Genomic DNA, 24240 nt, shown 5'->3' with positions numbered 1-24240 from the left:
GCGGTTCCGGCGTCGGTTGCATGAGATTACGTAATTACGTAATCTCATGGTCATGGAGCTGGAAGAGCGGGTCGCCGCGCTGGAAGAGCGCGTCGCGGCCCTTGAGGGCGTCGAGCGGCCCCTGCCCGAGACCGTGGGCGGCACCTTCTGGGCCCTGGAGGGGCTCAAGGAGCGGATCGAGGAGGCGGGGGCGGCCGGTGAGGACGGCGCGGTCCTGTTCACGGGCTCGGTCAGGCTGCCGACCGACGAGCGGTACGAGTGGCAGTTCGGCGCCTTCACCGAGCGGCTGCTCGACGAGGACTGGGCCCTGGGCGCCGAGAACCTTGCCGCGCTCGGGAATCCCGTACGGCTCCGGCTGCTGCGGGAGATCCTCGGCGGCCGGCGCACCGCCGCCGAGCTGGCGGAGTCGGCCGAGACCGGCACGACCGGCCAGATCTACCACCATCTGCGCCAGCTGACCGGCGCGGGCTGGCTGCAGACCAGCGGGCGCGGCCGGTACGAGGTCCCGGCCGCCCGGGTCGTCCCGCTCCTGGTGGTCCTCACGGCCGCCCGGTCGTGACGGGCGCCGCCCGTCCCTTCACGGCTGCCCGTCCCTTCACGGCCGCCCGTTCCTTCACCGCCGTCCGCTCGTGACGGCCGTCCGTCCCTGACGGGTCCCGCCCGTCGCCCGTCCTCACCCGTCACCACCGTCCGTCCAGGGGGAACGTCCATGTCGTCACGGAAACTCGCCACCACGGCCTTCCGGCTGCTGATGCTGCTGTTCGTCGCGCAGGCGCTCGCTTCGGTCTTCGTGACCCCGCCCTACCCGTACGCGGCGGGCTGGCTCCCGGCGATCGCCGCCGCCGTGCTCGGCATCGGCCTCCTCGTCACCGCCCGTCCCCGCCGCGCCGCCGTCGCGGACCGGGGCCCGGTCGAGGTCGCCCCGCCGGTCACCGGCCGCTGGACCGCCCTCAACAGCCCGGCGGACCGGACCCCGAGCCACGGGACGCACCTGTACGGGCAGACGTACGCGATCGACATCGTGGCGGCGGGTCCCCCGGGCGGCGCCGGTGACGGCAGGCCCGCCTTCCGCGCGCTGTGGCCGCTGAGCCGCCGCAGCGAGGAGTACCCCGCCTTCGGCGCCCCGCTGTCCGCCGTCGCGGACGCCGTCGTCGTGCACGCCGAGGACCGGCAGCGCGACCACCGCACCCGCACCTCGCTGCCCGCCCTCGTGTACCTGATGGTGGCCGAGTCCCTGGTCAGGTCGCTGGCCGGGGCGCGCCGGGTGACCGGCAACCACCTGGTCCTGGACCTCGGCGACGGTACGTACGCGATGTACGCGCACCTGCGGCGCGGCTCGCTGACGGTCCGCGCGGGCGACCGGGTGACGGCCGGGCAGGTACTGGCCCGGTGCGGGAACTCGGGCAACTCCACCGAGCCGCACCTGCACTTCCAGCTGATGGACGGCCCGGACCTGGACACGGCCGTGGGCGTCCCGTTCACCTGGCGGGGAGTCGGCGTCCCCGCGAACGGCGAGACGTTCGGGACCGGCGAGCGAGCGGGCACCGAGCCGGGGGCTGAGCCGGGCACCGAGCCGGAGTACGGGACCGATGCGCCGCCCGAGCCCACGGCGAAGCCCGAGCCCGAGTCCGAGTCCCAGCCTGAGTCCGAGGCCCAGTCCGAGGCCCAGTCCGAGTCCCAGCCCGAGTCCGAGTCCGTGCCCAGGACCGCCCGAGCGGCCTGACCTCCTCGGCCACGAGGGCCCCGGCTGGCCCGGTGACGTCGGCCGACGTCGGCTGCCGTCGGCCCGGCGGAATCCCGTCGTACGGCCCGGCGCCCCGGCCATGGTGTGGCCCGGCCGAGCGGCCCGGTCACGGGGCCGTCGTGTGGTCCGGCCGCTCGGCCGGGGCTCGTGCTCCGGCTACCCTCACCCCCATGCCACCGGCCAAGAAGCGCACCCGCAATTACGACTCCGCCAGGACCAGGGCCGCCGTGCTCGCCCAGTTCGGGCACGTACGGGAGGCCGTCGGGGCCCTCACGCCCGCACAGCTCGACGGGCCGACCCGGCTCGGCGACTGGACGGTCCGGGACCTGGCGGCGCACCTCGCGTGGATGGTCGACTCGGTGCCGCTGCTCCTGGCGGAGCCCGAGCCGGGGCCGGGGAAGGACCGGCTGGCCCTGCTCGACTGGCCGTTCGTGACCGCCGGGGCGGCCGGACGGATCGACACGCACACCCGGGGCATCGACGCCGCCGATCTGCCGGAGCTCTACGCGCGCGTGGCGGAGGACTACGGGCGGGCCGTCGCGGACGCCCCCGACGGGCGGCTGCTGCCGGTGAGCTTCGGGCCGATGACCCTCGCGGACTTCCTCGTCACCCGGACCGTCGAACTCGTCGTCCACACCGACGACCTGAACGCGGCGACCGGCGCGGAGATCCCGTTCGACCGCCAGGCCCTCGCCGCCTGCACCCGGCTCCTCGCCGACGCGCTCGCGGCGAAGGCCCCCGGCGGTGCGGTCGAGGTGCGGGTCCCGCCGTACGCGGTGGTGCAATGCGTCGAGGGCCCCCGGCACACCCGGGGCACCCCGCCGAACGTGGTGGAGACGGACCCGCTGACCTGGATCGGACTGGCGGCCGGGCGGACGCGGTGGGCCGCCGAACTCGACGCGGCACACGTCCGCGCGAGCGGCGAACGCGCCGATCTGACGGACCTCCTGCCCCTGATGGGCTGACCCCGAGAGCGAGCCCGAGAGCGACCCCGAGCGCTCCGGGGCGCCCGGTGGGGGAACCCGGGGGCACCCCGATCCGTCCCACCGCCATGCAGAAGCAGACGCAGCGCCAGACGCGACAGCAGAAGCGACAGCACGAGCGGAAGCCGGGGCGGAACGCGCCGCCGCGCGTCCTCGTGGCCACCGCCCTGGTCGCGCTCCTCACCGCCTGCGGCAGCGCGGGGGGCCAGGGGAGCGGCCAGGGAACCGGCTCGGGCGCGGACTCCCCCGACCTGCCCGTCGCCGGTACGCACTGGACGATCGGCGCCGTGACGAGCGACGGAGTCAGGTCCGCCGCCCCGGACGGCGCCCGGATCGACTTCGGCACGGACGGCACCGCCCGGGGCAGCACCGGCTGCAACGCCTTCGCGTCCGATGTCGTCCTGCGTGGGGACACGCTCACGGTCTCCGCGCGGGAGAAGTCGGAGACCGCCTGTCCCGAGGACGCCGTGCGCTTCGAGACCGTGTGGACGAAGGCGTTCACCGGCCCCCTCCGGGGAACCCTGAAGGGGCAGCGCCTCACCCTGACCGCCCCCGACGACCGGCACGTCCTCGAACTGACCGCCGAACCGGCCGCCCCGCTGCGCGGCACGACTTGGCGGATCGACGGCCTGGTCTCCGGGGCCACGGTGTCCTCGCTGCCCGGGGGCAGCGGGACCAAGGCGCGCCTGGTGATCGGCGAGGACGGCCGGGTCACCGGGAACCTGGGCTGCAACGACTTCTCCGCGACCGCCCGGACCGACGGCGGGACCCTCACGGTCGAGGGCCCGGCGACGACCACCCGGATGATGTGCGCGGGCCCGCAGATGCGGCTGGAGACCCGGCTGTACGAGCTCCTCGACGGCCCGCTCACCTACCGGCTCGACCACCGCTCCCTGACCCTCACCGGCGCCTCCGGCGAGGGCCTCACGGCGACGGCCGCGCAACCGGGCGCCCGTTAGCGGGAAGCGGGAGGTGGAGGTGGCGGCGGCCCCGGAACCCGACAGGGCGCCGCCCCCGGACCCGTACGGCCATCCCCGTACGGCCGTCGCACCCCCGCTCCCCGGCGACCGCCCCCGCTCAGTACGCCAGCAGTCCCGCGTCCGTCCGTTCCCAGGAGGTCCTGAGCGAGGCGAGCAGGGCGGGCTCGGCGGTGGCCCGGTCGGCCTGTTCGCGGGCGTCCGTGCCCAGGTCGAAGAGCTGGTCGCGCCCGCTCCTGCCCCGGTAGTACTTCCAGTCGCCCCGGCGCAGGGCCCGCTCGCCGCGCACCCGCCAGAACAGGTCCCGGTCGGGTACCTCCTCGCCGCGCAGCAGGTGTCCGGCGAGGCTGGTGCCGTCGAGGGGGTACGCGGGATGGGCGCGGGCTCCGGCGAGTTCGAGGAGGGTGGCGGTCCAGTCGGGGGTGAAGACGGGCAGGTCGCTGACCTGGCCGCCGTCGATCCGGGCGGGCCAGCGCAGGATCGACGGCACCCGGATGCCGCCCTCCTGGAGGGAGCCCTTGTTCCCGGCGAGCGGCCAGTTGTAGGAGAAGCGTTCGCCGCCGTTGTCGCTTGCGAAGAAGACGAGGGTGTCGCGTTCCTGGCCGGAGCGGCGCAGCGCGTCGAGGACCCGGCCGACCGAGCGGTCGAGGTCCTCGACCATCCGCGCGTACTTCTCGACGGAACCGCCGTCCGGGTGCCGGAGCGCGGAGCGGTCGCCCGCCCTGATCCTGCGGACGATCTCGGCGCTCAGCTCCTCGTCGCCGTCGGCGATCCAGGGCCAGTGCGGGGTGGTGAAGTTCAGGTTGAGCAGCCAGGGCCGGTCGTGCTCGCGGTCCTCGATGTAGGCGCTCGCCCGCTCGGTGAGGACGCGGGTGTAGTAGCGCAGGTCCCGGTAGGGCGCGTCGCCCTCGTAGAGGTCGTACTCGCCGGAGAGCCCGAGCTTGGAGTAGTACTCCAGGGCGCCGCCGAAGTTGCCGAAGAACTCGTCCCAGCCGGACCGGGTGGGCGAGTAGTCGGGGAGGTAGCCGCAGTGCCACTTGCCGATGAGGGCGGTGGCGTAACCGGCGGCGCGCAGCTGGGAGGCGAGCGTGGGGTGGGTGGGCTCCAGGCCGACGGACCGGTCGGCGATGGGTTCGGCGAGTCCGCCCCGCGTACGGCCCGGATAGCGGCCGGTGTAGAGGCTGAACCGGGTCGGGGAGCAGGTAGCGGAGCCGGAGTAGGCGTCGGTGAAGCGGACGCCCTGCCGGGCGAGCCGGTCGAGGTGCGGGGTCCTGATGTGGGGGGAGCCGTAGGAGGAGAGGTCGGCCCAGCCGAGGTCGTCGCCGAGGACGAAGAGGATGTTGGGGCGGCGGGAGTGGCGCCGGGGGCGGGCGGCGGCGAAGGGGCGTTCCCCGGTGGTGCGGGAGGCGGCTCCGGCCGGACCGGAGGAGGCCTCGGCGGGGGCGGTGCCGACGGCGGCGAGCGCGGCGGCACCGGCGGCGGCTCCGCCGAGGGCGCGGCGGGACAGGCGCCCGGGGGGCGTGGACATACGGGTCTCCTGGGGGAGGAGCGGGCGTGCGCGGACGCTCCGGGGCCCGGTGGCCGGGACGGCACGGCACGGGGACACGGAGGGGGGAGTGGAGGCTCCGGAAGGCGGAAGGAGCGTCAGGCGCAGCGACAGGCGGCGCTGGTGACACGGACGAGGTCCACGTGTCGGCGCTGGACGAGGGTGACCGAACGGTCACGCGGGAGCTGCATGGACGCGAGCCTGGAGGAAGCCGCGTGCACCTGTCAACGACCGTCCCGCTCTCCGGGACGGCGGCCCGTCCCTCCCCCCCCCCAGGACGGCGGCCCGTCCCTCCCCCTTTCCGGGGTGGCGGCCCCCGCTCCGGGGCGGCGGCGCGCCCGTACCGAACCTCCGGGACCGCGCCCCGGCCTCCCGGACGTTCGGGAGGAACCTCCCAGAACCCCCGGAAGGAGTGATCGTCCTCGGGGCCCGGCGAGGGCTCCCGCAGGCCCGGGAAGGTGCACTCCGTCACATCGCGGGGGCCCGTACGGGCCGGTACGGGTGTCCACCCGGCCGGGCCCGGGGGCCGGAATCCCTTCCCGCGCCTGCTGTGTGGGCCCCTCCGGGCCGGAAACGATCATTTCGTGCGATCGCACGAGTGCGGGCGCCCCCGCATTTCCTCAATTCGGACCAGTGGTCGAGCCCGTCTACACTCGGGAACGTGCCACGTGGTGACGGTCGACTCAATCACGACTTGCTCCCCGGCGAGAAAGGCCCCCAGGACGCTTGTGGCGTCTTCGGTGTCTGGGCTCCGGGTGAAGAGGTCGCAAAGCTCACGTACTTCGGGCTCTACGCCCTCCAGCATCGGGGCCAGGAATCCGCGGGTATCGCGGTCAGCAACGGCTCCCAGATCCTCGTCTTCAAGGACATGGGCCTCGTGTCCCAGGTCTTCGACGAGACCTCTCTCGGTTCCCTCCAAGGTCATATCGCGGTCGGTCACGCCCGCTACTCGACCACCGGGGCGTCCGTGTGGGAGAACGCGCAGCCGACGTTCAGGGCGACCGCCCACGGCTCCATCGCGCTCGGCCACAACGGCAACCTGGTGAACACGGCGCAGCTCGCCGAAATGGTCGCCGACCTGCCCAAGAAGGAAGGCCGGACGACTCGCGTCGCCGCCACCAACGACACCGATCTGGTCACCGCGCTCCTCGCGGGCCAGTCGGACGAGGACGGCACGCCGCTCACCGTCGAGCAGGCGGCCGCGAAGGTCCTCCCCGAGGTCCGGGGCGCCTTCTCCCTCGTCTTCATGGACGAGCACACGCTCTACGCGGCCCGTGACCCGCAGGGCATCCGCCCGCTGGTCCTCGGCCGTCTGGAGCGCGGCTGGGTGGTCGCGTCCGAGTCCGCCGCCCTCGACATCTGCGGCGCCAGCTACGTCCGCGAGGTCGAGCCGGGCGAGCTGATCGCGATCGACGAGAACGGCATCCGCACCTCGCGATTCGCGGAAGCGAAGCCCAAGGGCTGTGTCTTCGAGTATGTGTACCTGGCCCGCCCGGACACCGACATCGCGGGCCGGAACGTGTACCTCTCCCGGGTGGAGATGGGCCGCCGCCTCGCGAAGGAGGCGCCCACCGAGGCCGACCTGGTCATAGCGACACCGGAGTCCGGCACCCCCGCCGCCATCGGCTACGCCGAGGCCTCGGGCATCCCCTTCGGTGCCGGCCTGGTGAAGAACGCCTATGTCGGGCGCACCTTCATCCAGCCCTCCCAGACCATCCGCCAGCTCGGCATCCGGCTGAAGCTGAACCCCCTCAAGGACGTCATCAAGGGCAAGCGCCTGGTGGTCGTCGACGACTCGATCGTCCGCGGCAACACCCAGCGCGCCCTGGTCAAGATGCTCCGCGAGGCCGGCGCGGCCGAGATCCACATCCGGATCTCCTCGCCGCCGGTGAAGTGGCCGTGCTTCTTCGGCATCGACTTCGCCACCCGCGCGGAGCTGATCGCCAACGGCATGTCGATCGAGGAGATCGGCAAGTCGCTGGGCGCGGACTCGCTCTCGTACATCTCCCTCGACGGGATGATCGAGGCGACCACCATCCAGAAGCCGAACCTCTGCCGTGCCTGCTTCGACGGCGAGTACCCGATGGAGCTGCCGGACCCCGAGCTGCTCGGGAAGCAGCTCCTGGAGACCGAGCTGGCCGCCGGTCCCGCGGCCACCGCCGCCGCCGACGCGCTCCGCCGCCCGTAATCCCGTCACGCCCCGCTGCGCCCCGCAGTACGACACGAAAGCTCTCAACCCATGTCTGAGACCACCGGTGCCAGCTACGCGTCCGCGGGCGTCGACATCGAAGCGGGCGACCGCGCCGTCGAGCTCATGAAGGAGTGGGTGAAGAAGACACGGCGCCCCGAGGTCCTGGGCGGCCTCGGCGGCTTCGCCGGACTCTTCGACGCCTCCGCCCTCAAGCGCTACGAGCGTCCGCTGCTCGCCTCCGCCACCGACGGCGTCGGCACGAAGGTCGACATCGCCCGCCAGCTGGGCGTGTACGACACCATCGGCCACGACCTCGTCGCGATGGTCATGGACGACATCGTCGTCTGCGGCGCCGAGCCGCTCTTCATGACCGACTACATCTGTGTGGGCAAGGTCCACCCGGAGCGGGTCGCCGCCATCGTCAAGGGCATCGCCGAGGGCTGCACCCTGGCGGGCTGCGCCCTGGTCGGCGGCGAGACGGCGGAGCACCCGGGCCTCCTCGGCCCGGACGACTTCGACGTCGCGGGCGCGGGCACCGGCGTCGTGGAGCACGACCGGCTGCTCGGCCCCGACCGCATCCGTACGGGGGACGCGGTCATCGCCATGGCCTCCTCCGGGCTTCACTCCAACGGGTACTCGCTCGTCCGGCACGTGGTCTTCGACCGCGCCGGGATGAGCCTCGACCAGCAGGTCGAGGAGCTCGGCCGGACGCTGGGCGAGGAGCTCCTGGAGCCCACGAAGATCTACTCCCTGGACTGCCTGGCCCTCACCAGGACCACGGAGGTCCACGCCTTCAGCCACATCACGGGCGGCGGCCTCGCGGCCAACCTGGCGCGGGTGATCCCGGACGGTCTGCACGCCACCGTGGACCGTTCGACCTGGGCGCCGGGCGCGATCTTCGACCTGGTCGGCACGGCCGGCCGGGTGGACCGCCTGGAGCTGGAGAAGACCCTGAACATGGGCGTCGGCATGATGGCCGTCGTCCCCGCCGACTCCGTCGACGCGGCCCTGACGACGCTCGCGGACCGCGGGGTCGAGTCCTGGGTGGCGGGCGAGATCACCGGGCGCGGGGACCGCGCCACGGGCGCCGAGCTGGTCGGGGACCACGCGCGGTAGGCGGGACGGAAGCGGTACGCGACGGGGCGCTCCTGAGGGGGCGCCCCGTCCGCGTGACACCCCCGGACGCCCCCTGCCCGGGGGCCCGTACGGGGGCCCGCGGCCCGGTCCTCCGTGTGGATACGGGGACGCGTCCGGTCCCGGCACACGAGGGTGTGCGGGCAGCGGTGCGCGGACAGCACGGAAACCCGGCCGGGTGGTCCCGGACCGGGTTTCGGTGTTTCAGAAGGTCAAGCGCGACGGGGGGAGGCACCACTCGGACCGGACTGGTCGTCCTCGTCCTCGTCGTCCTCGTCGTAGAGATCCGCGTACTGGGCGTACGGGTCGTCTTCCTCGTCGTCGTCGTCCTCGAACGGCTCGCCATTCGGCGGCTGGTTCGAAGTCGAAGCGCCCAGCTCATTGGCCAGACGCGTCAGGTCAGTCCCGCCGCTGCTGTACTTCAGCTGGCGGGCGACCTTGGTCTGCTTGGCCTTTGCCCGGCCGCGCCCCATGGCTCGACCCCCTCGGTGACGGGGCTCGTCGGCCCCAGAGTCTTGACACGCGTTCATGAGTCGGAACGGACTCTCGACAGAGAGACCGGCCCGTAGGGCTTCAACGGTACCTGTTTCCGCGGGTCTACGGTACGCCGCGCGCATCACATACCCCGGTACAGAACCATCGAGGTGCCCTTTCCTCGCTGGTCAATCGCGATTTTAACCTCTTCTTGAGGGCCGACCCGCCGAACGGCGTGAGGGAAGTCTCGCCACGGTCCCCGCCGTGGCCTCCTCCGCGCCCCGGGCGGCGGGCCGGTCCGCGCGCGGCTCAGGCGAGCCGGGCGTCCGCGATCCGCCGCTCCGCGATCCGGTCGGCGGCTGCCGCCGGCGGAATCCCATCGGACTTCGCACGTGCGAAGATCTCCAGGGTGGTGTCGAAGATCTTCGCGGCCTTCGCCTTGCAGCGGTCGAAGTCGAAGCCGTGCAGCTCGTCGGCGACCTGGATCACGCCACCGGCGTTGACCACGTAGTCGGGCGCGTAGAGGATGCCGCGGTCCGCGAGGTCCTTCTCGACGCCGGGGTGGGCGAGCTGGTTGTTGGCCGCGCCGCAGACGATCTTCGCGGTGAGGACCGGCACGGTCTCGTCGTCCAGGGCGCCGCCGAGCGCGCAGGGCGCGTAGATGTCCAGGCCCTCGACGCGGATCAGCGCCTCGGTGTCGGCGACCACGGTCACCCGCGGGTGCCGGTCGGTGATCCGGCGCACCGACTCCTCGCGGACATCGGTGACGACGACCTCGGCGCCGTCCGACAGGAGGTGCTCGACCAGGTGGTGGCCGACCTTGCCGACGCCCGCGACGCCGACCTTGCGGCCGCGCAGGGTCGGGTCGCCCCACAGGCTCTGCGCGGAGGCGCGCATCCCCTGGAAGACGCCGAAGGCGGTGAGGACGGAGGAGTCGCCCGCGCCGCCGTTCTCGGGGGAGCGGCCGGTGGTCCAGCGGTTCTCGCGGGCGACGACGTCCATGTCGGCGACGTAGGTGCCGACGTCGCAGGCCGTGACGTACCGGCCGCCGAGGGAGGCGACGAACCGCCCGTAGGCGAGGAGGAGCTCCTCGGTCTTGATCTGCTCCGGGTCGCCGATGATGACGGCCTTGCCGCCGCCGTGGTCGAGACCGGCCATGGCGTTCTTGTACGACATGCCCCGCGCGAGGTTGAGGGCGTCGGTGACCGCCTCCGCCTCGGTGGCGTAGGGGTAGAAGCGGGTGCCGCCGAGGGCCGGGCCCAGGGCGGTGGAGTGGAGGGCGATGACGGCCTTGAGGCCGGTTGCGCGGTCCTGGCAGAGCACGACTTGCTCGTGGCCACCCTGCTCCGAGTGGAACAGGGTGCGCAGTACGTCAGCAGGAACGCCGGTCACATCGGTCACGGTGGTGACTCCCAAGTACGAAGCGGCGGTTTCGGGCCTCCCTGAGGGTGGGGGAGGACCAGTTCGGCACGAGGGTAAGTCCTACCTGGGCGTAGATCAGCGGCAGTGCTCAGGATCACCCCCTCGGGGGGTACCTCCGTGGAAGTATGCGCGACATGTCGGTCGCCTCCTCGGTCCTCGTCCCCTACGCGTCCTATCTGCGGGTGTACGAACCGCTGGCCGCGTTCCCCGAGCCGGAGCGGACCCACTGGGCCCGGTACGCGCGGCTCCCGCGCACCCCGGGGGTGCAGGACGAGCTGCGCGGGTCCCTCGCCGACCTGCTGCCGACCCCGCCGGTCCCGGTGCCGGTGCACGAGAGCGCGGACGCGTTCGTCGCCCTGCTGGACGGGGTGGTGGTGATCTGTCCGTGGCGCACCCGGCTGCGCGGCTGGCTGGCGCTCCGTGAGGTGGCGGACCAGTTCCCCGGGCCGGTCCTGGACGCGATGCTGCCGCCGGTGGTGCGGGCGCAGGTGGCGGCGGACCACGAGCGCTGGCTGGAGCGGAACCCGGACGCGCGCCCGTGGATCCGTACGGCGGTGTGGCAGGTGCCGCTGCGGTGGTTCTCGCTCTTCGGGGACGAGGACCGGGAGTACGAGCCGGGGCGGGCCAAGGGGACGCCGGAGGGCGGCGCGGAGGGCCGGGCCCCGGTGCTGCGGTACCGGACGACGATGGCGCAGGCGCGCCGGCGGCTCGCGCGGGCGCTCCGGGCGCTGCGGGAGTCGATCGACGACGGTCCGATGACGGAGGGGCTGATCGAGGTGGGGCGCTGGCTGGAGGAGTTCCATCCGAAGGCCCTGGTGGAGCTGGACTTCGGCGGTCTGGTGCACGCGGTCCCCGAGGAGTGGCTGGCGGGCGACCGGTCGGCGGCGCAGCTCGCGGAGGGGTTCGCGGCGCTGCGGGAGGGGGACACGGAGGCGGCGGGCGAGGCGTACGGGCGGCTGGCCGAGCGCTGGCGGATCGTCAGGGAGCTGAGGTTCGCGAACTGACATCAGTCGGGCATCTTCGTCAGGTCGGTATCGACAAGACATGTCCGATCGGGGTAAATGATCTTCAAGACCTGGATGTTCCGGGTGGCCGGTTCTGGTCGCGCGGTGGTGTCCGGGCCCTTCGGCACCTGCCGGGTGGGGCCGTTGGTCCCGATCCGGGCCTTTGGCTCAAGCGTGACGGACAGCACTTAACGCACCCTTGCGCCCATCACCCACCCTCGTGCCAAAATAGGACAAGGAGTCCGGGGAGGGTTCCTTCCGTCCATCTATGGGCGGAACGCTCAGCATTGCACTCTATGGGGGGTCTGAGGACTCCTGATCGCTCTGTGACTGATCGTCACAGTCGCGTGACTGTCCGTTATGGCATGGTCCATCGACTTCCGCCGCTGATGAACACCTGCGAGGGCAATTCCATCGGTTTGGCCGACGTGGCTGGACGGATGGTGTAGTTGTAGTGCCGAGGACAAGCCGTTCGTCCTATAACCGACTCGGCCCGCTTCTGCCATTTCGGGCAACGCGGGTCAAGGTGCAGAATTTAGAGGAAAGAACCGAGATTGGTTCGGTTCTCCCGAGGAGGCCGCTCATGACCGCTCGCACCCCTGATGCCGAGCCGCTGCTGACCCCTGCCGAGGTTGCCACGATGTTCCGCGTGGACCCGAAGACGGTGACCCGTTGGGCGAAGGCCGGCAAGCTCACGTCCATCCGCACCCTGGGTGGACACCGTCGCTACCGCGAGGCTGAGGTCCGCGCCCTGCTGGCGGGCATTCCCCAGCAGCGCAGCGAGGCCTGAGGTCACGCACACCCCGCACCACCCGTAACACCGGGCCCGTCCGGATCCCCCAATCCGGTCGCCCACCCCTAGCTCTGCCGGCGAACTCCCGCCCCAACGGGACTCCGCCACCGATCGCGCTGGACTCCGCCGGGTCTGGCGCGATCTTCTTTTGTGTCCGGCGCCACCCTGTTCCTGGTGGTGCAATTGCACATATTAAATCGCGCTGGTGTAGGAAGGGTGTAAGTGAAGCGGTTTCTTAAACTCTTTCAGTGACACCCGTCACACTGGCGAAGCCTTGCCAAAGAACAGCCTCCCACTCACAGGAGTGCGCTCAACCCGCCGTTGGTCACCGGCCGATGGGACTTTCGTCCCCGGGGTCGCCGGGGACGCCGGGGACACCGAGGCCTCCAGGACCACGGGCGTCACCGGAACCGCCCGGGGCGCCGGAGCTCCCGCCGGGGTCACCGAGGCCTCCGGGCCCACGGGACCCGCCGGGCCCGCCCGGGACTTCGATCCCGCCGCCCCCGCCGGAGCCGCTGAGGGCCTCCCGCCCGCCGGGCTCGCCGGACCCGGAGGTCGCGGGGCCCACGGGGGATTCGCGGGGCTCCGGCGGCGCGGCCCGTACGGACGGCACGGAGGGGTTCGGGCTCCCGGGGGCCTTCCGCCCGTACCCGACGGCTTCCGGCCCCTCTCCGCCCTCCATGGCGAGCCTCAGGAGCCGGTGGCAGACCGCGCAGCGGCGCGTCAGGTGCCCGAGGCGCGCGGCGGCCGCCAGATGGGCGCGCAGCAGTGCTCCGGTGTCGTGCCGTGCCATGGACGCCGCGGCCATGCGCCACCTCCGGTGTGGGGCCCCGTTTCCCTGAAGTCCGGGGTACCCGTGGCCACCCGGCCCCGTCAAGGAAGCGGACACGAAGAAAGGCCCGCATCTCACGATGCGGGCCTTTCGAACGGCGATCCTGACGGGACTTGAACCCGCGACCTCCACCTTGACAGGGTGGCGAGCTAACCAACTGCTCCACAGGACCTTGCTCGCAACCCCTTGTAAGCGGCTGCGAGGATGACTGTACCCCAGGTCAGCGGGTGCGGTCGAACTCGTCGGCGGCCGGGCCCCTCAGGGGGCCGCCGCGTCGATCGCCTTCACGATCCGCTTGTCCGACACGGGGTACGCCGTACCCAGGGCGTGGGCGAAGTAGCTCACCCGCAGCTCCTCGATCATCCAGCGGATGTCGGTGACCCCGGACGGCACCGGGCGCCCCTTCGGGAGCTGTTCGAGCAGCCAGGCGTACTCGTCCTGCATCTCCTGGACCTTCTCCATCCGGGTGGTGTCCCGCTGGACCCCGGTCGGCATCTGCTGGAGCCGCCGGTCCACCGCCACCAGATAGCGCATCAGGTCGGGGAGCCGCTTCAGCCCGGTCAGGGTCACGAAGCCGGCCGGCACCAGCCGGTCGAGCTGCGCCCGTACGTCCCGGAGGTTCGGCAGCAGCGCCGGACTGTTCGCGGACTTCAGCCGCCGCTCGCACGCCTGCCAGGCCGCCAGGATCTGCTGGACCTGGCCCACCGTCCGTACCGTCGTGTCCACCAGGTCCGCGCGGACCCTGTCGTACAGCTTCCGGAAGGACTCCTCGTCCCAGACCGGGCCGCCGTGGTCCGCGATCAGCTTGTCCGCCGCCGCGGTGGCGCAGTCGTCGAAGAGGGCCTGGATCGTGCCGTGCGGGTTCGCCGACAGGGCCAGCTTCTGCTGGTTGGTCAGCTTGTCCGAGGCGAACTTCGCCGGGTTCACCGGGATGTTCAGCATGATCAGCTTCCGGGTGCCCCGCCACATCGCCCGCTCCTGCTCGGCCTCCGTGTCGAAGAGCCGGACGGCGACGGTCGCGCCCTCGTCGACGAGCGCCGGGTAGGCCTTGACCGGCTGGCCGGCCCGCCGGGTCTCGAAGACCTTGGTGAGCGTCCCGATCGTCCAGTCGGTGAGCCCCGTGCGCTCCAGGGAGGGCCCGGAGCCGTCCGGGCCGCCGGTGGCCGCCGCGGCGGCCTGGGAGAGGGCCTGGCGGGCCTTGGGACGCAGCTGGAGGCGGAGCGCCTCCAGGTCCTTGTCCTCGGCGACCTTCCGGCGCCGCTCGTCGACGATCCGGAAGGTGACCTTGAGGTGCTCGGGGACCTTCGCCCAGTCGAAGTCCTCGGGGGTGACGGGGACGCCGACCATCCGCTGGAGGCCGCGGGCGAGCGCGCCCGTCAGCGGCTCCTGCACGGGCACCACGGTGTCGAGGAAGCGGCCCGCGAAGTCGGGCGCGGGGACGTAGTGGCGGCGGATCGGCTTCGGCAGGGAGCGGATCAGCTCCGTGACGACCTGGGCGCGCAGCCCCGGGATCTGCCACTCGAAGCCCTCGTCGGTGACCTGGTTGAGGACCTGGAGGGGGATGTGGACGGTCACGCCGTCGGCGTCCGCGCCGGGCTCGAACTGGTACGTCACCCGGAACTTCAGCGGGCCCTGCCGCCAGGAGTCCGGATAGTCGTCCTTGGTGACCGCCCCCGCCTTCTCGTTGATGAGCATCTCGCGCTCGAAGTCGAGGAACTCCGGTTCCTCGTGGCGCTTGTGCTTCCACCACGAGTCGAAGTGGGCGCCGGACACGACGTGCTCGGGGACCCGCTTGTCGTAGAAGTCGAAGAGGGTCTCGTCGTCGACGAGGATGTCCCGGCGCCGGGCCCGGTGCTCCAGCTCCTCGACCTCGGTGAGCAGCTTGCGGTTGTCCGCGAAGAACTTGTGGTGGGTGCGCCAGTCGCCCTCGACGAGCGCGTTCCTGATGAACAGGTCGCGGGAGACCTCGGCGTCGATCCGGCCGTAGTTCACCTTGCGGTCGGTGACGATCGGGACGCCGTACAGGGTGACCTTCTCGAAGGCCATGACGGCCGCCTGGTCCTTCTCCCAGTGCGGTTCGCTGTACGTCTTCTTCACCAGGTGCTGGGCGAGCGGCTCGATCCACTCGGGTTCGATCCGCGCGTTGACCCGGGCCCACAGGCGGGAGGTCTCCACCAGTTCGGCGGACATGACGAACCGCGGGGGCTTCTTGAAGAGCGCCGAGCCGGGGAAGAGCGCGAACTTGGCGTTCCGCGCGCCCAGGTACTCGTTCCGGCCGCCTTCCCGGCGGCCGCCGTCCTTCCCCCCGTCCTTCGCCCCGTCCTTGGACTCCTTGACGTCCTTCAGACCGATGTGGCTGAGCAGACCCGCCAGCAGGGACACGTGCACGGACTGCTCCGGCGCGTCCTCCTCGTTGAGGTGGATGCCCATCTGCTTGGCGACCGTCCGCAGCTGGCTGTAGATGTCCTGCCACTCGCGGATGCGGAGGAAGTTCAGGTACTCCTGCTTGCACATCCGGCGGAACGAGGACGAGCCGCGCTCCTTCTGCTGCTCGCGGACGTACCGCCACAGGTTCAGATAGGCGAGGAAGTCGCTCGTCTCGTCCTTGAACCGGGCGTGCTGCTGGTCGGCCTGCGCCTGCTTCTCGGAGGGCCGCTCGCGCGGGTCCTGGATGGAGAGCGCCGCCGCGATGACCATGACCTCGCGGACGCAGCCGTTGCGGTCGGCCTCCAGGACCATCCGGGCGAGCCTCGGGTCCACGGGCAGCTGGGAGAGCTTGCGGCCCTCCGGGGTCAGCCGCTGCCCCTTCTTCCCCTCCTGCTTCCCCTCCTGGGGGGACTTCTCGGCCGGTTCGAACGCGCCCAGTTCCTGGAGGAGCTGCACGCCGTCCCGGATGTTGCGGTGGTCCGGCGGGTCGATGAAGGGGAACTTCTCGATCTCGCCGAGCCCGGCGGCGGTCATCTGCAGGATGACGGAGGCCAGGTTGGTACGGAGGATCTCCGCGTCCGTGAACTCGGGGCGGGTGAGGAAGTCGTCCTCCGAGTACAGCCGGACGCAGATGCCGTCGGAGGTACGGCCGCAGCGGCCCTTGCGCTGGTTGGCGCTGGCCTGGCTGACCGGTTCGATCGGGAGCCGCTGCACCTTCGTGCGGTGCGAGTAGCGGGAGATCCGGGCGGTGCCCGGGTCGATCACGTACTTGATGCCGGGAACGGTCAGGGAGGTCTCGGCGACGTTCGTGGCGAGGACGATCCGGCGTCCGGAGTGCGCCTGGAACACCCGGTGCTGCTCGGCGTGCGAGAGGCGCGCGTAGAGCGGCAGGACCTCCGTGCCGGACAGCTTCCGCTTCTCCAGCGCGTCGGCGGTGTCCCGGATCTCGCGCTCGCCGGAGAGGAAGACCAGGACGTCGCCGGGGCCTTCCCTCCGGAGTTCGTCGACGGCGTCGCAGATCGCGGTGATCTGGTCGCGGTCCGCGTCCTCGGAGTCCTCTTCGAGCAGCGGCCGGTAGCGGACCTCGACGGGATACGTACGGCCGCTGACCTCGACGATCGGGGCGTCGCCGAAGTGGCGGGAGAAGCGCTCCGGGTCGATGGTCGCGGAGGTGATCACGACCTTGAGGTCGGGGCGCTTGGGGAGCAGCTGGGCCAGATAGCCGAGCAGGAAGTCGATGTTGAGGGACCGCTCGTGGGCCTCGTCGATGATGATCGTGTCGTAGGCGCGCAGCTCGCGGTCGGTCTGGACCTCGGCGAGCAGGATGCCGTCGGTCATCAGCTTCACGAAGGTCGCCTCGGGGTTCACCTGGTCGGTGAAGCGGACCTTCCAGCCGACGGCCTCGCCCAGCGGGGTCCGCAGCTCCTCGGCGATCCGCTCGGCGACCGTGCGGGCGGCGATCCGGCGGGGCTGGGTGTGCCCGATCATGCCCCGGACGCCCCGGCCGAGCTCCAGACAGATCTTGGGGATCTGGGTGGTCTTGCCGGAGCCCGTCTCACCGGCGACGATCACGACCTGGTGGTCGCGTATCGCCTCCAGGATCTCGTCCTTCTTCTGCGAGACGGGCAGCTGTTCGGGGTAGGTGATCGGGGGCACGCGGGCGGCGCGCCCGTCGACGCGCTCCTTGGCCGCGGCCGCCTCGGCGGCGATCTCGTCCAGGACGGCCGCGCGGGCCTCGGGCTTGCGGATGCGGCGGGCGCCTTCGAGACGGCGGCCGAGCCGGTGGGAGTCCCGCAGCGAGACCTCGGCCAGGACGGACTGGAGGGCGGCGAAGGAAGTAGACATACGGCGTCCAGGATCGCACCTGCGGCCGAGAAGCGGCGAACCGATTTACGGGCGGCGTTCCCGGGCGTGGCGGCCCGGGTGCGTACTATTTCGGACACGTCGACCGGACCGGAGAGGTTTCGCATGTTCCGCACCGCCCGTGGGCCGGTGGCTTTCGCCGCCCTCGCGGCTCTGGTGCTGGGTCTGCTGCTGACCTGCGGCCCGGTGATCCGCCCGGCGCCTGCCGCCTTCCGGGCCGGACCCGCCGCCGAGGCGGGCGCCCCCGCGGCCCGTACGGGCCCGGCCGCCGGGGCGGACGCGTCCGCGTGGACGGATGTTCCCTCCAGGTCGGATCTGCCCACCGGGGCGGATGCTGTTGTCGGGGCGGATGCGTCTGCCGGGGTGGATGCTTCCGGGGAGGTGGCGATCCGTACGGCCGCCGGACCGGTCGGGATCCGTACGGTCCGGTCGCCCGCTGTCCGTACGGAGGCCGGTACCGCTCGGTCCTCCGCCGTCCGTACGGATCTCCTCACGAAGGCCCCCGCCGTCCGGTCCTCCTCCTTCCGTACGACCGGGCCCGCCGAGGTCCGCGCGGTCGGGGACGGCATGGGGGTGCCCGGTTGTGACGGTCCAGGGCGGTCCGGGAGCGAGGGGGCCGCCCGGCCGGTCCTGCCGCCGCGCGCGCACGGCTTCGCCGAGGTGCTGCCCGCGCTCGCCGCCGACCGTACGGTGCCCGGCGCCCGGCACCCCGGGGCGGACGCCCCGCCCGTCCCGCCGGGCCGGGAGCCACCCGCGCGCGTACCCCCGTCTCCCGTGGAGCTCTCCGTCCTGAGGGTGTAGACGGACGGTCGCCCTCCGCCGTCCGTCCTCTCGTCCCCTTTCTCCGTGTCCAGGAGCGCTTCCGCATGTCCAAGTCCAAGCCCAAGCTCAAGCCCAAGTCCCCGGCCAAGTCCCCGGCCAAGCCCGTGGCCGGGTCACGGTCCCGGCGGATCGCCGTCGTCTCCGGGGTGGCCGCCGCCGCCGCGCTGCTCGGCCTCGTCTCGTACACCGCGACCAAGCCCTCGGCCCCCGGCGCCTCGGGTTCCTCCCCGGTCGCCGACGTCTCCGTGGACCCGTCCGCCGGGGTCTACGCCGAGCTGGAGGCGTACGCCCGCCGCGACCCCTCCGACAAGCTCGCCCTCGGCCGCGCCGACGCGCCCGTGGTGCTCATCGAGTACGCCGACTTCAAGTGTGGCTACTGCGGGAAGTTCGCCCGGGACACCGAACCGCTCCTGGTGAAGAAGTACGTGGACGAGGGAGTCCTGCGCATCGAGTGGCGGAACTTCCCGATCTTCGGCGCCGAGTCGGAGGCCGTCGCCCGCGCCTCCTGGGCCGCCGGGCAGCAGGGCCGGTTCTGGGAGTTCCACCGGGCCGCCTACGCGGACGGCGCCAAGGAGAAGGGCTTCGGGAAGGAGCGGCTGACCGTCCTCGCGCGGGAGGCGGGCGTCCCCGACGCGGCCCGGTTCGCCCGGGACAGCGAGGGGGAGGCGGCCCGCGCGGCCGTCCGCGTCGACCAGGAGCAGGGCTACTCCCTGGGCGCGACCTCCACCCCGTCCTTCCTGGTCAACGGCCGCCCCATCGCCGGAGCCCAGCCCCTGGAGACCTTCACCGAGGCCATCGAGGCGGCGGCGGAGGCGGCGAAGAGCGCCCCCGGGAACAGCCCCGGGAAAACCACCGGGGGCACCCCCGGGAAGCCCGGCACCCCGGAGCCCTCCGGGGCCGGACAGTGACCTCCGGCATCGGCTACTTCGCCGCGTTCCTCGGCGGACTGCTCGCCCTCCTCAGCCCGTGCAGCGCCCTGCTGCTCCCGGCGTTCTTCGCGTACTCCGTCGACACGCGCGCGAAGCTGGTGGCGAGGACCGGCATCCTCTACGCGGGTCTGGCGACCACGCTCGTCCCGCTCGGCGCGGCCGGGTCCTTCGCGGGCCGCCTCTTCTACGGCCACCGGGACCTGCTGGTCACCGTCGGCGGCTGGCTGATCGTCGGGCTCGGGGTCCTCCAGATCCTGGGTCTCGGCTTCGCCTCCCGCCGGATCGCCGAGGCCAGCGGCCGCATCAGGCCCACGTCGGCGTTCTCGGTCTACGCCCTCGGTCTGGTCTACGGCCTGGCCGGCTTCTGCGCGGGCCCCATCCTGGGCAGCGTCCTGACGGTGGCGGCGCTGAGCGGCAGCCCGGCGTACGGGGGGCTGCTCCTCGCGGTGTACGCGCTGGGCATGGCGGTCCCGCTGTTCGTCCTCGCGCTGCTCTGGGAGCGCTACGACCTGGGGCGGCGGGCCTGGCTGCGCGGTCGCGCGCTGCGGCTCGGCCGGTTCACGCTGCACTCCACCTCGGTGCTCTCGGGGCTGTTCTTCGTGGCCCTCGGGGCGCTGTTCCTGGTCTTCGACGGGACGACCGCGCTGCCGGGGCTGCTGTCGGTGGACGAGTCGTTCGCGGTGGAGCAGCGGGTGGCCTCCCTCGGCCGGGCGGTCCCGGACTGGGCGCTGCTGGTCGCGGTGGTGGCCGTGGTGGCGCTGGTGCTCGCGGTGCGGGGCAGGCGGGGGAGGCGTCAGGGGGAGCAGGAGCAGGAAGGGGCGTGACGGTGCTCGGGGGAGGGGCGCCCAGCTCCTCTCCCGTCCGGAGGGCCCCGGCCTGGCGGCTCCGGGGCTCTGCCGTCCCGGAGCCTCCGCCGGTCGGGGGCTCCGCCGTCCCTGCGTCGTCCGGACACGAAGAAGGCCCCGTTCTTTCGAACGGGGCCTTCTGTCTTGTGGCTGGGGCCGGGATCGAACCGGCGACCTATCGCTTTTCAGGCGATCGCTCGTACCAACTGAGCTACCCAGCCGGACTGTCCCCTGCTCGAAGAGCTCGGGAAGGGAACCGTTTCCAGTTCCAGCGATCCTGACGGGACTTGAACCCGCGACCTCCACCTTGACAGGGTGGCGAGCTAACCAACTGCTCCACAGGACCTTGTGGTGCGCGAGAGCAAGTCTCGCACACGTTTGTAACGTACCCCCAACGGGATTCGAACCCGTGCTACCGCCTTGAAAGGGCGGCGTCCTGGGCCACTAGACGATGAGGGCCAGAGGCTCACCTGGGCGCTTCGCAGCGCCTCGGGGACGTGAGAAGCATATGGGATGTCGGGCGCTATCGCCAAAACGGTTTCCGCCGGGGGGAGAATGGGGCCGTGCTGGAGATGACGCGCGAAGAGTTCGAGGAGCTTGTCGCCGAGGCGCTGGACCGGATTCCGCCCGAGCTGACGCGGTTGATGGACAACGTCGCGGTGTTCGTCGAGGACGAGCCCGCCCCCGACGATCCCGAGTTGCTCGGGTTGTACGAGGGGACGCCGCTGACCGAGCGGGGCGAGTGGTACGCCGGGGTGCTGCCGGACCGGATCACGATCTACCGGGGGCCGACGCTGCGGATGTGCGAGTCGCGCGAGGACGTCGTCGCGGAGACCGAGATCACCGTGGTGCACGAGATCGCCCACCACTTCGGCATCGACGACGAACGGCTGCACGCCCTCGGCTACGGCTGAGGCCGTTTCGGGCGTGTCCCTTGTGACGCCTGGGGAGTTGGGCAGTGCAACGCGTTCCGTTCCTGCCTGTTGTGTCCCTGGAGGTGCCTCCGTGCGCCATTTGCCCACCCCGGTGAGATGGGCCGCCACCGCGCTGGCCGTCGCCGCCTGTGCCGGTCTGAGCGGCTGTATGAGTGTGAGTGACGACGGGGCGAAGCCGACGCCCGGCGCGTCCGGCGGGAAGCGGGGCGTGGCCGCCGAGTCCGAGGCCGGCGGCGGCGCGGGCGGCGACACCGGGTCCTGGAACGGACGTCCGGGCCAGACCGGGCCGGACGTGGCCGGAGCCGGAGGGGAGTCCCCGGTGCCCAGCGGTTCCCCCTCGGGCACCGCGCACCCCTCGGCGGGGGCGGTGCTGCCGGTCGAGGGGCCGGGCGGCACCCCGAAGCCGAAGCCGACGGGCGGCGGCCACGAGAACCCGGGCGGCGGTACGGGCGGGACCGCCGGGACCGGCGGCTCCGGCGGGAGCGGCGGGAACGGGAGCGGTGGCGGTTCCGGTGGCTCCGGCGGGGCGACCCCGACCCCCGAGCCGACCGTGCCGACCGCCGAACCCACCCCCGAACCGACCGTGAATCCGACGCCCGAACCCACTCCCGAACCGACCTCGAACCCGACCGATCCGCCGCAGTCCGGCACCGACACCCAGATGGGTGCCCTCCGTATGGCGGGCGGGCCGGGCGTGCCCCCGGAGCCGGTGGCATCCCCGCAGGTCGGACCGGTGTGACGCGGTCCGATTTGCCATAGGTGGGGGAGGGTGCGTATGGTGGTAGATCGTTTGATCCCATTGCCCGGCGCCGACACAGAAGAGCGCCGTGTGGCGCGTACTCTCCCTAGCCGTGGCTGACCGCATTGAGGCGGTCGTTTGCGAAATCACGGAGTTGACGGGCGCGTGCCGAGACTCCGGAAGGTTTCGCATTTCGCATGTCCATTTTCAGTTCTGACCACGCCGTCATGCCCGAGAACGACGAGATCGTCGAGGCCGCCCAGGCCACCGAGACCGTCGTGATCGAGGCCGACCACCTCGACGACACCGTCGACGCCGAGCTCGACACCGACACCGACATCGACGGTGAGTTCGACATCGACGCCGACACCGAGCTCGACGCCGACACCGACTCCGACGAGGAGTCCGGCGAGCCGACCGTCACCTTCGGTGACCTCGGTCTCCCCGAGGGCGTCGTCCGCAAGCTCGCGCAGAACGGCGTGACCACCCCCTTCCCGATCCAGGCGGCGACCATCCCGGACGCCCTGGCCGGCAAGGACATCCTCGGCCGCGGCCGTACCGGCTCCGGCAAGACCCTCTCCTTCGGTCTGCCGCTGCTCACCACCCTGGCCGAGGGCCGTACCGAGAAGAAGAAGCCCCGCGGCATCATCCTCACCCCGACCCGTGAGCTCGCGATGCAGGTCGCGGACGCCCTCCAGCCGTACGGCGACGTGCTCGGCCTCAAGATGAAGGTCGTCTGCGGCGGTACGTCCATGGGCAACCAGATCTACGCCCTGGAGCGCGGTGTCGACGTCCTCGTCGCCACCCCGGGCCGCCTGCGCGACATCATCAACCGGGGCGCCTGCTCCCTGGAGAACGTCAAGATCGCCGTCCTCGACGAGGCCGACCAGATGGCCGACCTGGGCTTCCTGCCCGAGGTCACCGAGCTGCTCGACCAGGTTCCCGAGGGCGGTCAGCGCCTCCTCTTCTCCGCCACCATGGAGAACGAGATCGGCACCCTGGTCAAGCGCTACCTGACCAACCCCGTCACGCACGAGGTCGACAGCGCCCAGGGCAACGTCACGACCATGACCCACCACGTCCTCGTCGTGAAGCCGAAGGACAAGGCGCCGGTCACGGCCGCGATCGCCGCCCGCAAGGGCCGCACCATCATCTTCGTCCGCACCCAGCTGGGCGCCGACCGCATCGCCGAGCAGCTCCGCGACTCCGGGGTGAAGGCCGACGCGCTGCACGGCGGCATGACCCAGGGCGCCCGTACGCGGACCCTCGCCGACTTCAAGGAGGGCTACGTCAACGCGCTCGTCGCGACCGACGTCGCCGCCCGTGGCATCCACGTCGACGGCATCGACCTGGTCCTCAACGTGGACCCGGCCGGTGACCACAAGGACTACCTGCACCGCTCGGGCCGTACCGCCCGTGCCGGCCGCTCCGGTGTCGTGGTCTCCCTGGCGCTGCCGCACCAGCGCCGCCAGATCTTCCGGCTGATGGAGGACGCGGGCGTCGACGCCTCGCGCCACATCGTCGGTGGTGCCGGCGCGTTCGACCCGGAGGTCGCCGAGATCACCGGCGCCCGTTCGCTGACCGAGGTCCAGGCCGACTCCGCGAACAACTCGGCCAAGCAGGCCGAGCGCGAGGTCGTCGACCTGACCAAGCAGCTGGAGCGCCTCCAGCGCCGTGCCGTCGAGCTCCGCGAGGAGGCCGACCGCCTGGTGGCCCGCGCCGCCCGTGAGCGCGGCGAGGACCCGGAGGCCGCCGTGGCCGAGATGACCGAGGCCGCCGAGGCCGAGGTCGCCGCCGCCGCCGTCGAGGCCGAGCGTGCCGCGCGCGCCGAGGAGCAGCGCCGCGAGGAGCGCCCGGCCCGTGACGAGCGGGGCAACTTCGAGCGTCGCGGTGGCGGTTTCCGTGGCGGCGACCGTGATGACCGCGGTGGCGACCGCGGCGGTTTCCGTGGTGGCGACCGTGGTGGTTTCCGCTCCGGTGGTGACCGTCCGTCCGGTGGCTTCCGTCGTGACGACCGTCCGTCCGGTGGTTTCAACCGTGATGACCGTGGTGGCGACCGTGGTGGTTTCCGCTCCGGTGGTGACCGTCCGTCCGGCGGTTTCCGTCGTGACGACCGTCCCTCGGGCGGCTTCAACCGTGACGACCGTCCGTCCGGTGGTTTCAACCGTGACGACCGCGGTGGTGACCGTGGCGGCCGTTCCTTCGAGCGCCGCGACGACCGCCCCTCCACCGGCCACCGTGGCAGCGACCGTCCGTTCAACCGTGACCGTCGTGACGACCGCCCCGCCGGCGACCGTCCGTCGACCGGCTTCCGTTCCGGTGGCGACCGTCCCTACGGCCGTCGTGACGACCACCGGGGCACCGGCCCGTCGACCGGCGGCTCCTTCGCCCGCCGCGACGACAAGCCGCGCTGGAAGCGCAACGGCTGAGCGCCACTGATCTGATGTGACAGGGCCCGTACGAGCGTCACTCGCTCGTACGGGCCCTGTCATGTGCGGGGCCCGTACGACCTCGTGTCGTACGGGCCCCGAATTCGTACCCCCGTACGACCGGATACGCTCGGCCGATCGACGCGGGGGA

Annotated in this window: 21 protein-coding genes and 4 tRNA genes; 14 read left to right on the top strand and 11 right to left on the bottom strand. The window is 72.1% G+C overall.

Annotation, left to right across the window (positions count from 1 at the left end; all coding sequences use genetic code 11):
* The first annotated feature begins 52 nt into the window (after window positions 1–52).
* From ACIO92_RS09685 to ACIO92_RS09670, 4 genes are all read left to right on the top strand, one after another.
* Window positions 53–559: a winged helix-turn-helix domain-containing protein gene (locus ACIO92_RS09685; protein WP_366444848.1), complete on the top strand. Its 507-nt coding sequence runs from the start codon at window positions 53–55 to the stop codon at window positions 557–559.
* Between the two features lie 150 nt (window positions 560–709).
* Entirely contained in the window at window positions 710–1723 is a 1014-nt protein-coding gene (locus tag ACIO92_RS09680; protein ID WP_402280309.1) for a peptidoglycan DD-metalloendopeptidase family protein, read from the top strand.
* Window positions 1724–1914: 191 nt separating this feature from the next.
* Window positions 1915–2709 (top strand): sterol carrier family protein, encoded by a 795-nt coding sequence (locus tag ACIO92_RS09675; RefSeq protein ID WP_366444850.1) that lies wholly within the window; start codon window positions 1915–1917, stop codon window positions 2707–2709.
* Between the two features lie 86 nt (window positions 2710–2795).
* Complete coding sequence (locus ACIO92_RS09670) at window positions 2796–3686, top strand: META domain-containing protein (protein ID WP_366444851.1); 891 nt, start codon at window positions 2796–2798, stop codon at window positions 3684–3686.
* Between the two features lie 118 nt (window positions 3687–3804).
* Here ACIO92_RS09670 and ACIO92_RS09665 read toward each other — a convergent pair whose 3' ends face one another.
* Both ACIO92_RS09665 and ACIO92_RS09660 read right to left on the bottom strand, forming a co-directional pair.
* Window positions 3805–5232, bottom strand: a complete 1428-nt coding sequence (locus ACIO92_RS09665) for a sulfatase-like hydrolase/transferase (RefSeq protein ID WP_366444852.1) — start codon at window positions 5230–5232, stop codon at window positions 3805–3807.
* A 116-nt stretch (window positions 5233–5348) separates the two neighbouring features.
* Window positions 5349–5441 (bottom strand): putative leader peptide, encoded by a 93-nt coding sequence (locus ACIO92_RS09660; RefSeq protein ID WP_366444853.1) that lies wholly within the window; start codon window positions 5439–5441, stop codon window positions 5349–5351.
* Window positions 5442–5911: 470 nt separating this feature from the next.
* Here ACIO92_RS09660 and purF point away from each other — a divergent pair, with 470 nt between their 5' ends.
* Both purF and purM read left to right on the top strand, forming a co-directional pair.
* A complete protein-coding gene (gene purF / locus ACIO92_RS09655) occupies window positions 5912–7438 on the top strand; it encodes an amidophosphoribosyltransferase (protein ID WP_366444855.1) in 1527 nt (508 codons plus the stop codon).
* 51 nt (window positions 7439–7489) lie between these two features.
* Window positions 7490–8557: a phosphoribosylformylglycinamidine cyclo-ligase gene (gene purM, locus ACIO92_RS09650; RefSeq protein WP_401235419.1), complete on the top strand. Its 1068-nt coding sequence runs from the start codon at window positions 7490–7492 to the stop codon at window positions 8555–8557.
* A gap of 230 nt (window positions 8558–8787) precedes the next feature.
* On the opposite strand, the gene ACIO92_RS09645 is transcribed toward purM, so the two are convergent.
* Together ACIO92_RS09645 and ACIO92_RS09640 are read right to left on the bottom strand one after the other, a co-directional pair.
* Entirely contained in the window at window positions 8788–9048 is a 261-nt protein-coding gene (locus ACIO92_RS09645) for a DUF3073 domain-containing protein (RefSeq protein ID WP_351789820.1), read from the bottom strand.
* Between the two features lie 310 nt (window positions 9049–9358).
* Window positions 9359–10450 (bottom strand): Glu/Leu/Phe/Val dehydrogenase dimerization domain-containing protein, encoded by a 1092-nt coding sequence (locus ACIO92_RS09640; RefSeq protein ID WP_366444857.1) that lies wholly within the window; start codon window positions 10448–10450, stop codon window positions 9359–9361.
* 155 nt (window positions 10451–10605) lie between these two features.
* Here ACIO92_RS09640 and ACIO92_RS09635 point away from each other — a divergent pair, with 155 nt between their 5' ends.
* On the top strand, window positions 10606–11475 hold the full coding sequence (locus ACIO92_RS09635) for a hypothetical protein (protein WP_366444896.1): 870 nt from the start codon (window positions 10606–10608) through the stop codon (window positions 11473–11475).
* Between the two features lie 2 nt (window positions 11476–11477).
* Here ACIO92_RS09635 and ACIO92_RS09630 read toward each other — a convergent pair whose 3' ends face one another.
* Complete coding sequence (locus ACIO92_RS09630) at window positions 11478–11663, bottom strand: hypothetical protein (protein ID WP_402280314.1); 186 nt, start codon at window positions 11661–11663, stop codon at window positions 11478–11480.
* Window positions 11664–12058: 395 nt separating this feature from the next.
* Here ACIO92_RS09630 and bldC point away from each other — a divergent pair, with 395 nt between their 5' ends.
* Window positions 12059–12265 (top strand): developmental transcriptional regulator BldC, encoded by a 207-nt coding sequence (bldC, locus tag ACIO92_RS09625; protein ID WP_003949541.1) that lies wholly within the window; start codon window positions 12059–12061, stop codon window positions 12263–12265.
* A 328-nt stretch (window positions 12266–12593) separates the two neighbouring features.
* On the opposite strand, the gene ACIO92_RS09620 is transcribed toward bldC, so the two are convergent.
* The 3 genes from ACIO92_RS09620 to hrpA all read right to left on the bottom strand — a co-directional run bounded on the left by ACIO92_RS09620 (window position 12594) and on the right by hrpA (window position 17372).
* Complete coding sequence (locus tag ACIO92_RS09620; RefSeq protein ID WP_402280316.1) at window positions 12594–13076, bottom strand: DUF6274 family protein; 483 nt, start codon at window positions 13074–13076, stop codon at window positions 12594–12596.
* A 122-nt stretch (window positions 13077–13198) separates the two neighbouring features.
* Window positions 13199–13272 (bottom strand) — tRNA-Asp (locus tag ACIO92_RS09615).
* A gap of 86 nt (window positions 13273–13358) precedes the next feature.
* The gene (gene hrpA / locus ACIO92_RS09610; protein ID WP_366444860.1) at window positions 13359–17372 is read right to left on the bottom strand and encodes an ATP-dependent RNA helicase HrpA; all 4014 of its coding nucleotides are present in this window, start codon (window positions 17370–17372) and stop codon (window positions 13359–13361) included.
* Window positions 17373–17495: 123 nt separating this feature from the next.
* Here hrpA and ACIO92_RS09605 point away from each other — a divergent pair, with 123 nt between their 5' ends.
* The 3 genes from ACIO92_RS09605 (at window position 17496) to ACIO92_RS09595 (ending at window position 19965) form a co-directional block, all read left to right on the top strand.
* A complete protein-coding gene (locus ACIO92_RS09605; protein WP_366444861.1) occupies window positions 17496–18191 on the top strand; it encodes a hypothetical protein in 696 nt (231 codons plus the stop codon).
* A 65-nt stretch (window positions 18192–18256) separates the two neighbouring features.
* Window positions 18257–19120 carry a DsbA family protein gene (locus tag ACIO92_RS09600; protein WP_402280319.1) on the top strand — a complete coding sequence of 288 codons (864 nt, stop codon included), beginning with the start codon at window positions 18257–18259 and terminating at the stop codon, window positions 19118–19120.
* Entirely contained in the window at window positions 19117–19965 is an 849-nt protein-coding gene (locus tag ACIO92_RS09595) for a cytochrome c biogenesis CcdA family protein (RefSeq protein ID WP_366444863.1), read from the top strand. Before ACIO92_RS09600 ends, ACIO92_RS09595 begins: the two co-directional genes overlap by 4 nt.
* A 168-nt stretch (window positions 19966–20133) precedes the next feature.
* On the opposite strand, the gene ACIO92_RS09590 is transcribed toward ACIO92_RS09595, so the two are convergent.
* The 3 genes from ACIO92_RS09590 to ACIO92_RS09580 form a co-directional block, all read right to left on the bottom strand.
* Window positions 20134–20207: transfer RNA gene (locus ACIO92_RS09590), tRNA-Phe, on the bottom strand.
* A 51-nt stretch (window positions 20208–20258) separates the two neighbouring features.
* Window positions 20259–20332 (bottom strand) — tRNA-Asp (locus ACIO92_RS09585).
* Window positions 20333–20372: 40 nt separating this feature from the next.
* Window positions 20373–20445, bottom strand: a tRNA-Glu gene (locus tag ACIO92_RS09580).
* Between the two features lie 104 nt (window positions 20446–20549).
* On the opposite strand from ACIO92_RS09580, the gene ACIO92_RS09575 reads away from it, so the two are divergent.
* The 3 genes from ACIO92_RS09575 (at window position 20550) to ACIO92_RS09565 (ending at window position 24089) form a co-directional block, all read left to right on the top strand.
* A complete protein-coding gene (locus ACIO92_RS09575) occupies window positions 20550–20900 on the top strand; it encodes a metallopeptidase family protein (protein ID WP_033208941.1) in 351 nt (116 codons plus the stop codon).
* 91 nt (window positions 20901–20991) lie between these two features.
* A complete protein-coding gene (locus ACIO92_RS09570; protein ID WP_402280321.1) occupies window positions 20992–21660 on the top strand; it encodes a hypothetical protein in 669 nt (222 codons plus the stop codon).
* A 197-nt stretch (window positions 21661–21857) separates the two neighbouring features.
* The gene (locus ACIO92_RS09565; protein WP_401235427.1) at window positions 21858–24089 is read left to right on the top strand and encodes a DEAD/DEAH box helicase; all 2232 of its coding nucleotides are present in this window, start codon (window positions 21858–21860) and stop codon (window positions 24087–24089) included.
* Window positions 24090–24240: the final 151 nt, after the last annotated feature.

Source organism: Streptomyces sp. NPDC087215, assembly GCF_044744885.1.
In the GTDB taxonomy this organism is placed as follows: domain Bacteria; phylum Actinomycetota; class Actinomycetes; order Streptomycetales; family Streptomycetaceae; genus Streptomyces.
Note: the sequence above shows the minus strand (reverse complement) of the source record. Positions and strands in the feature narration are given on the sequence as shown.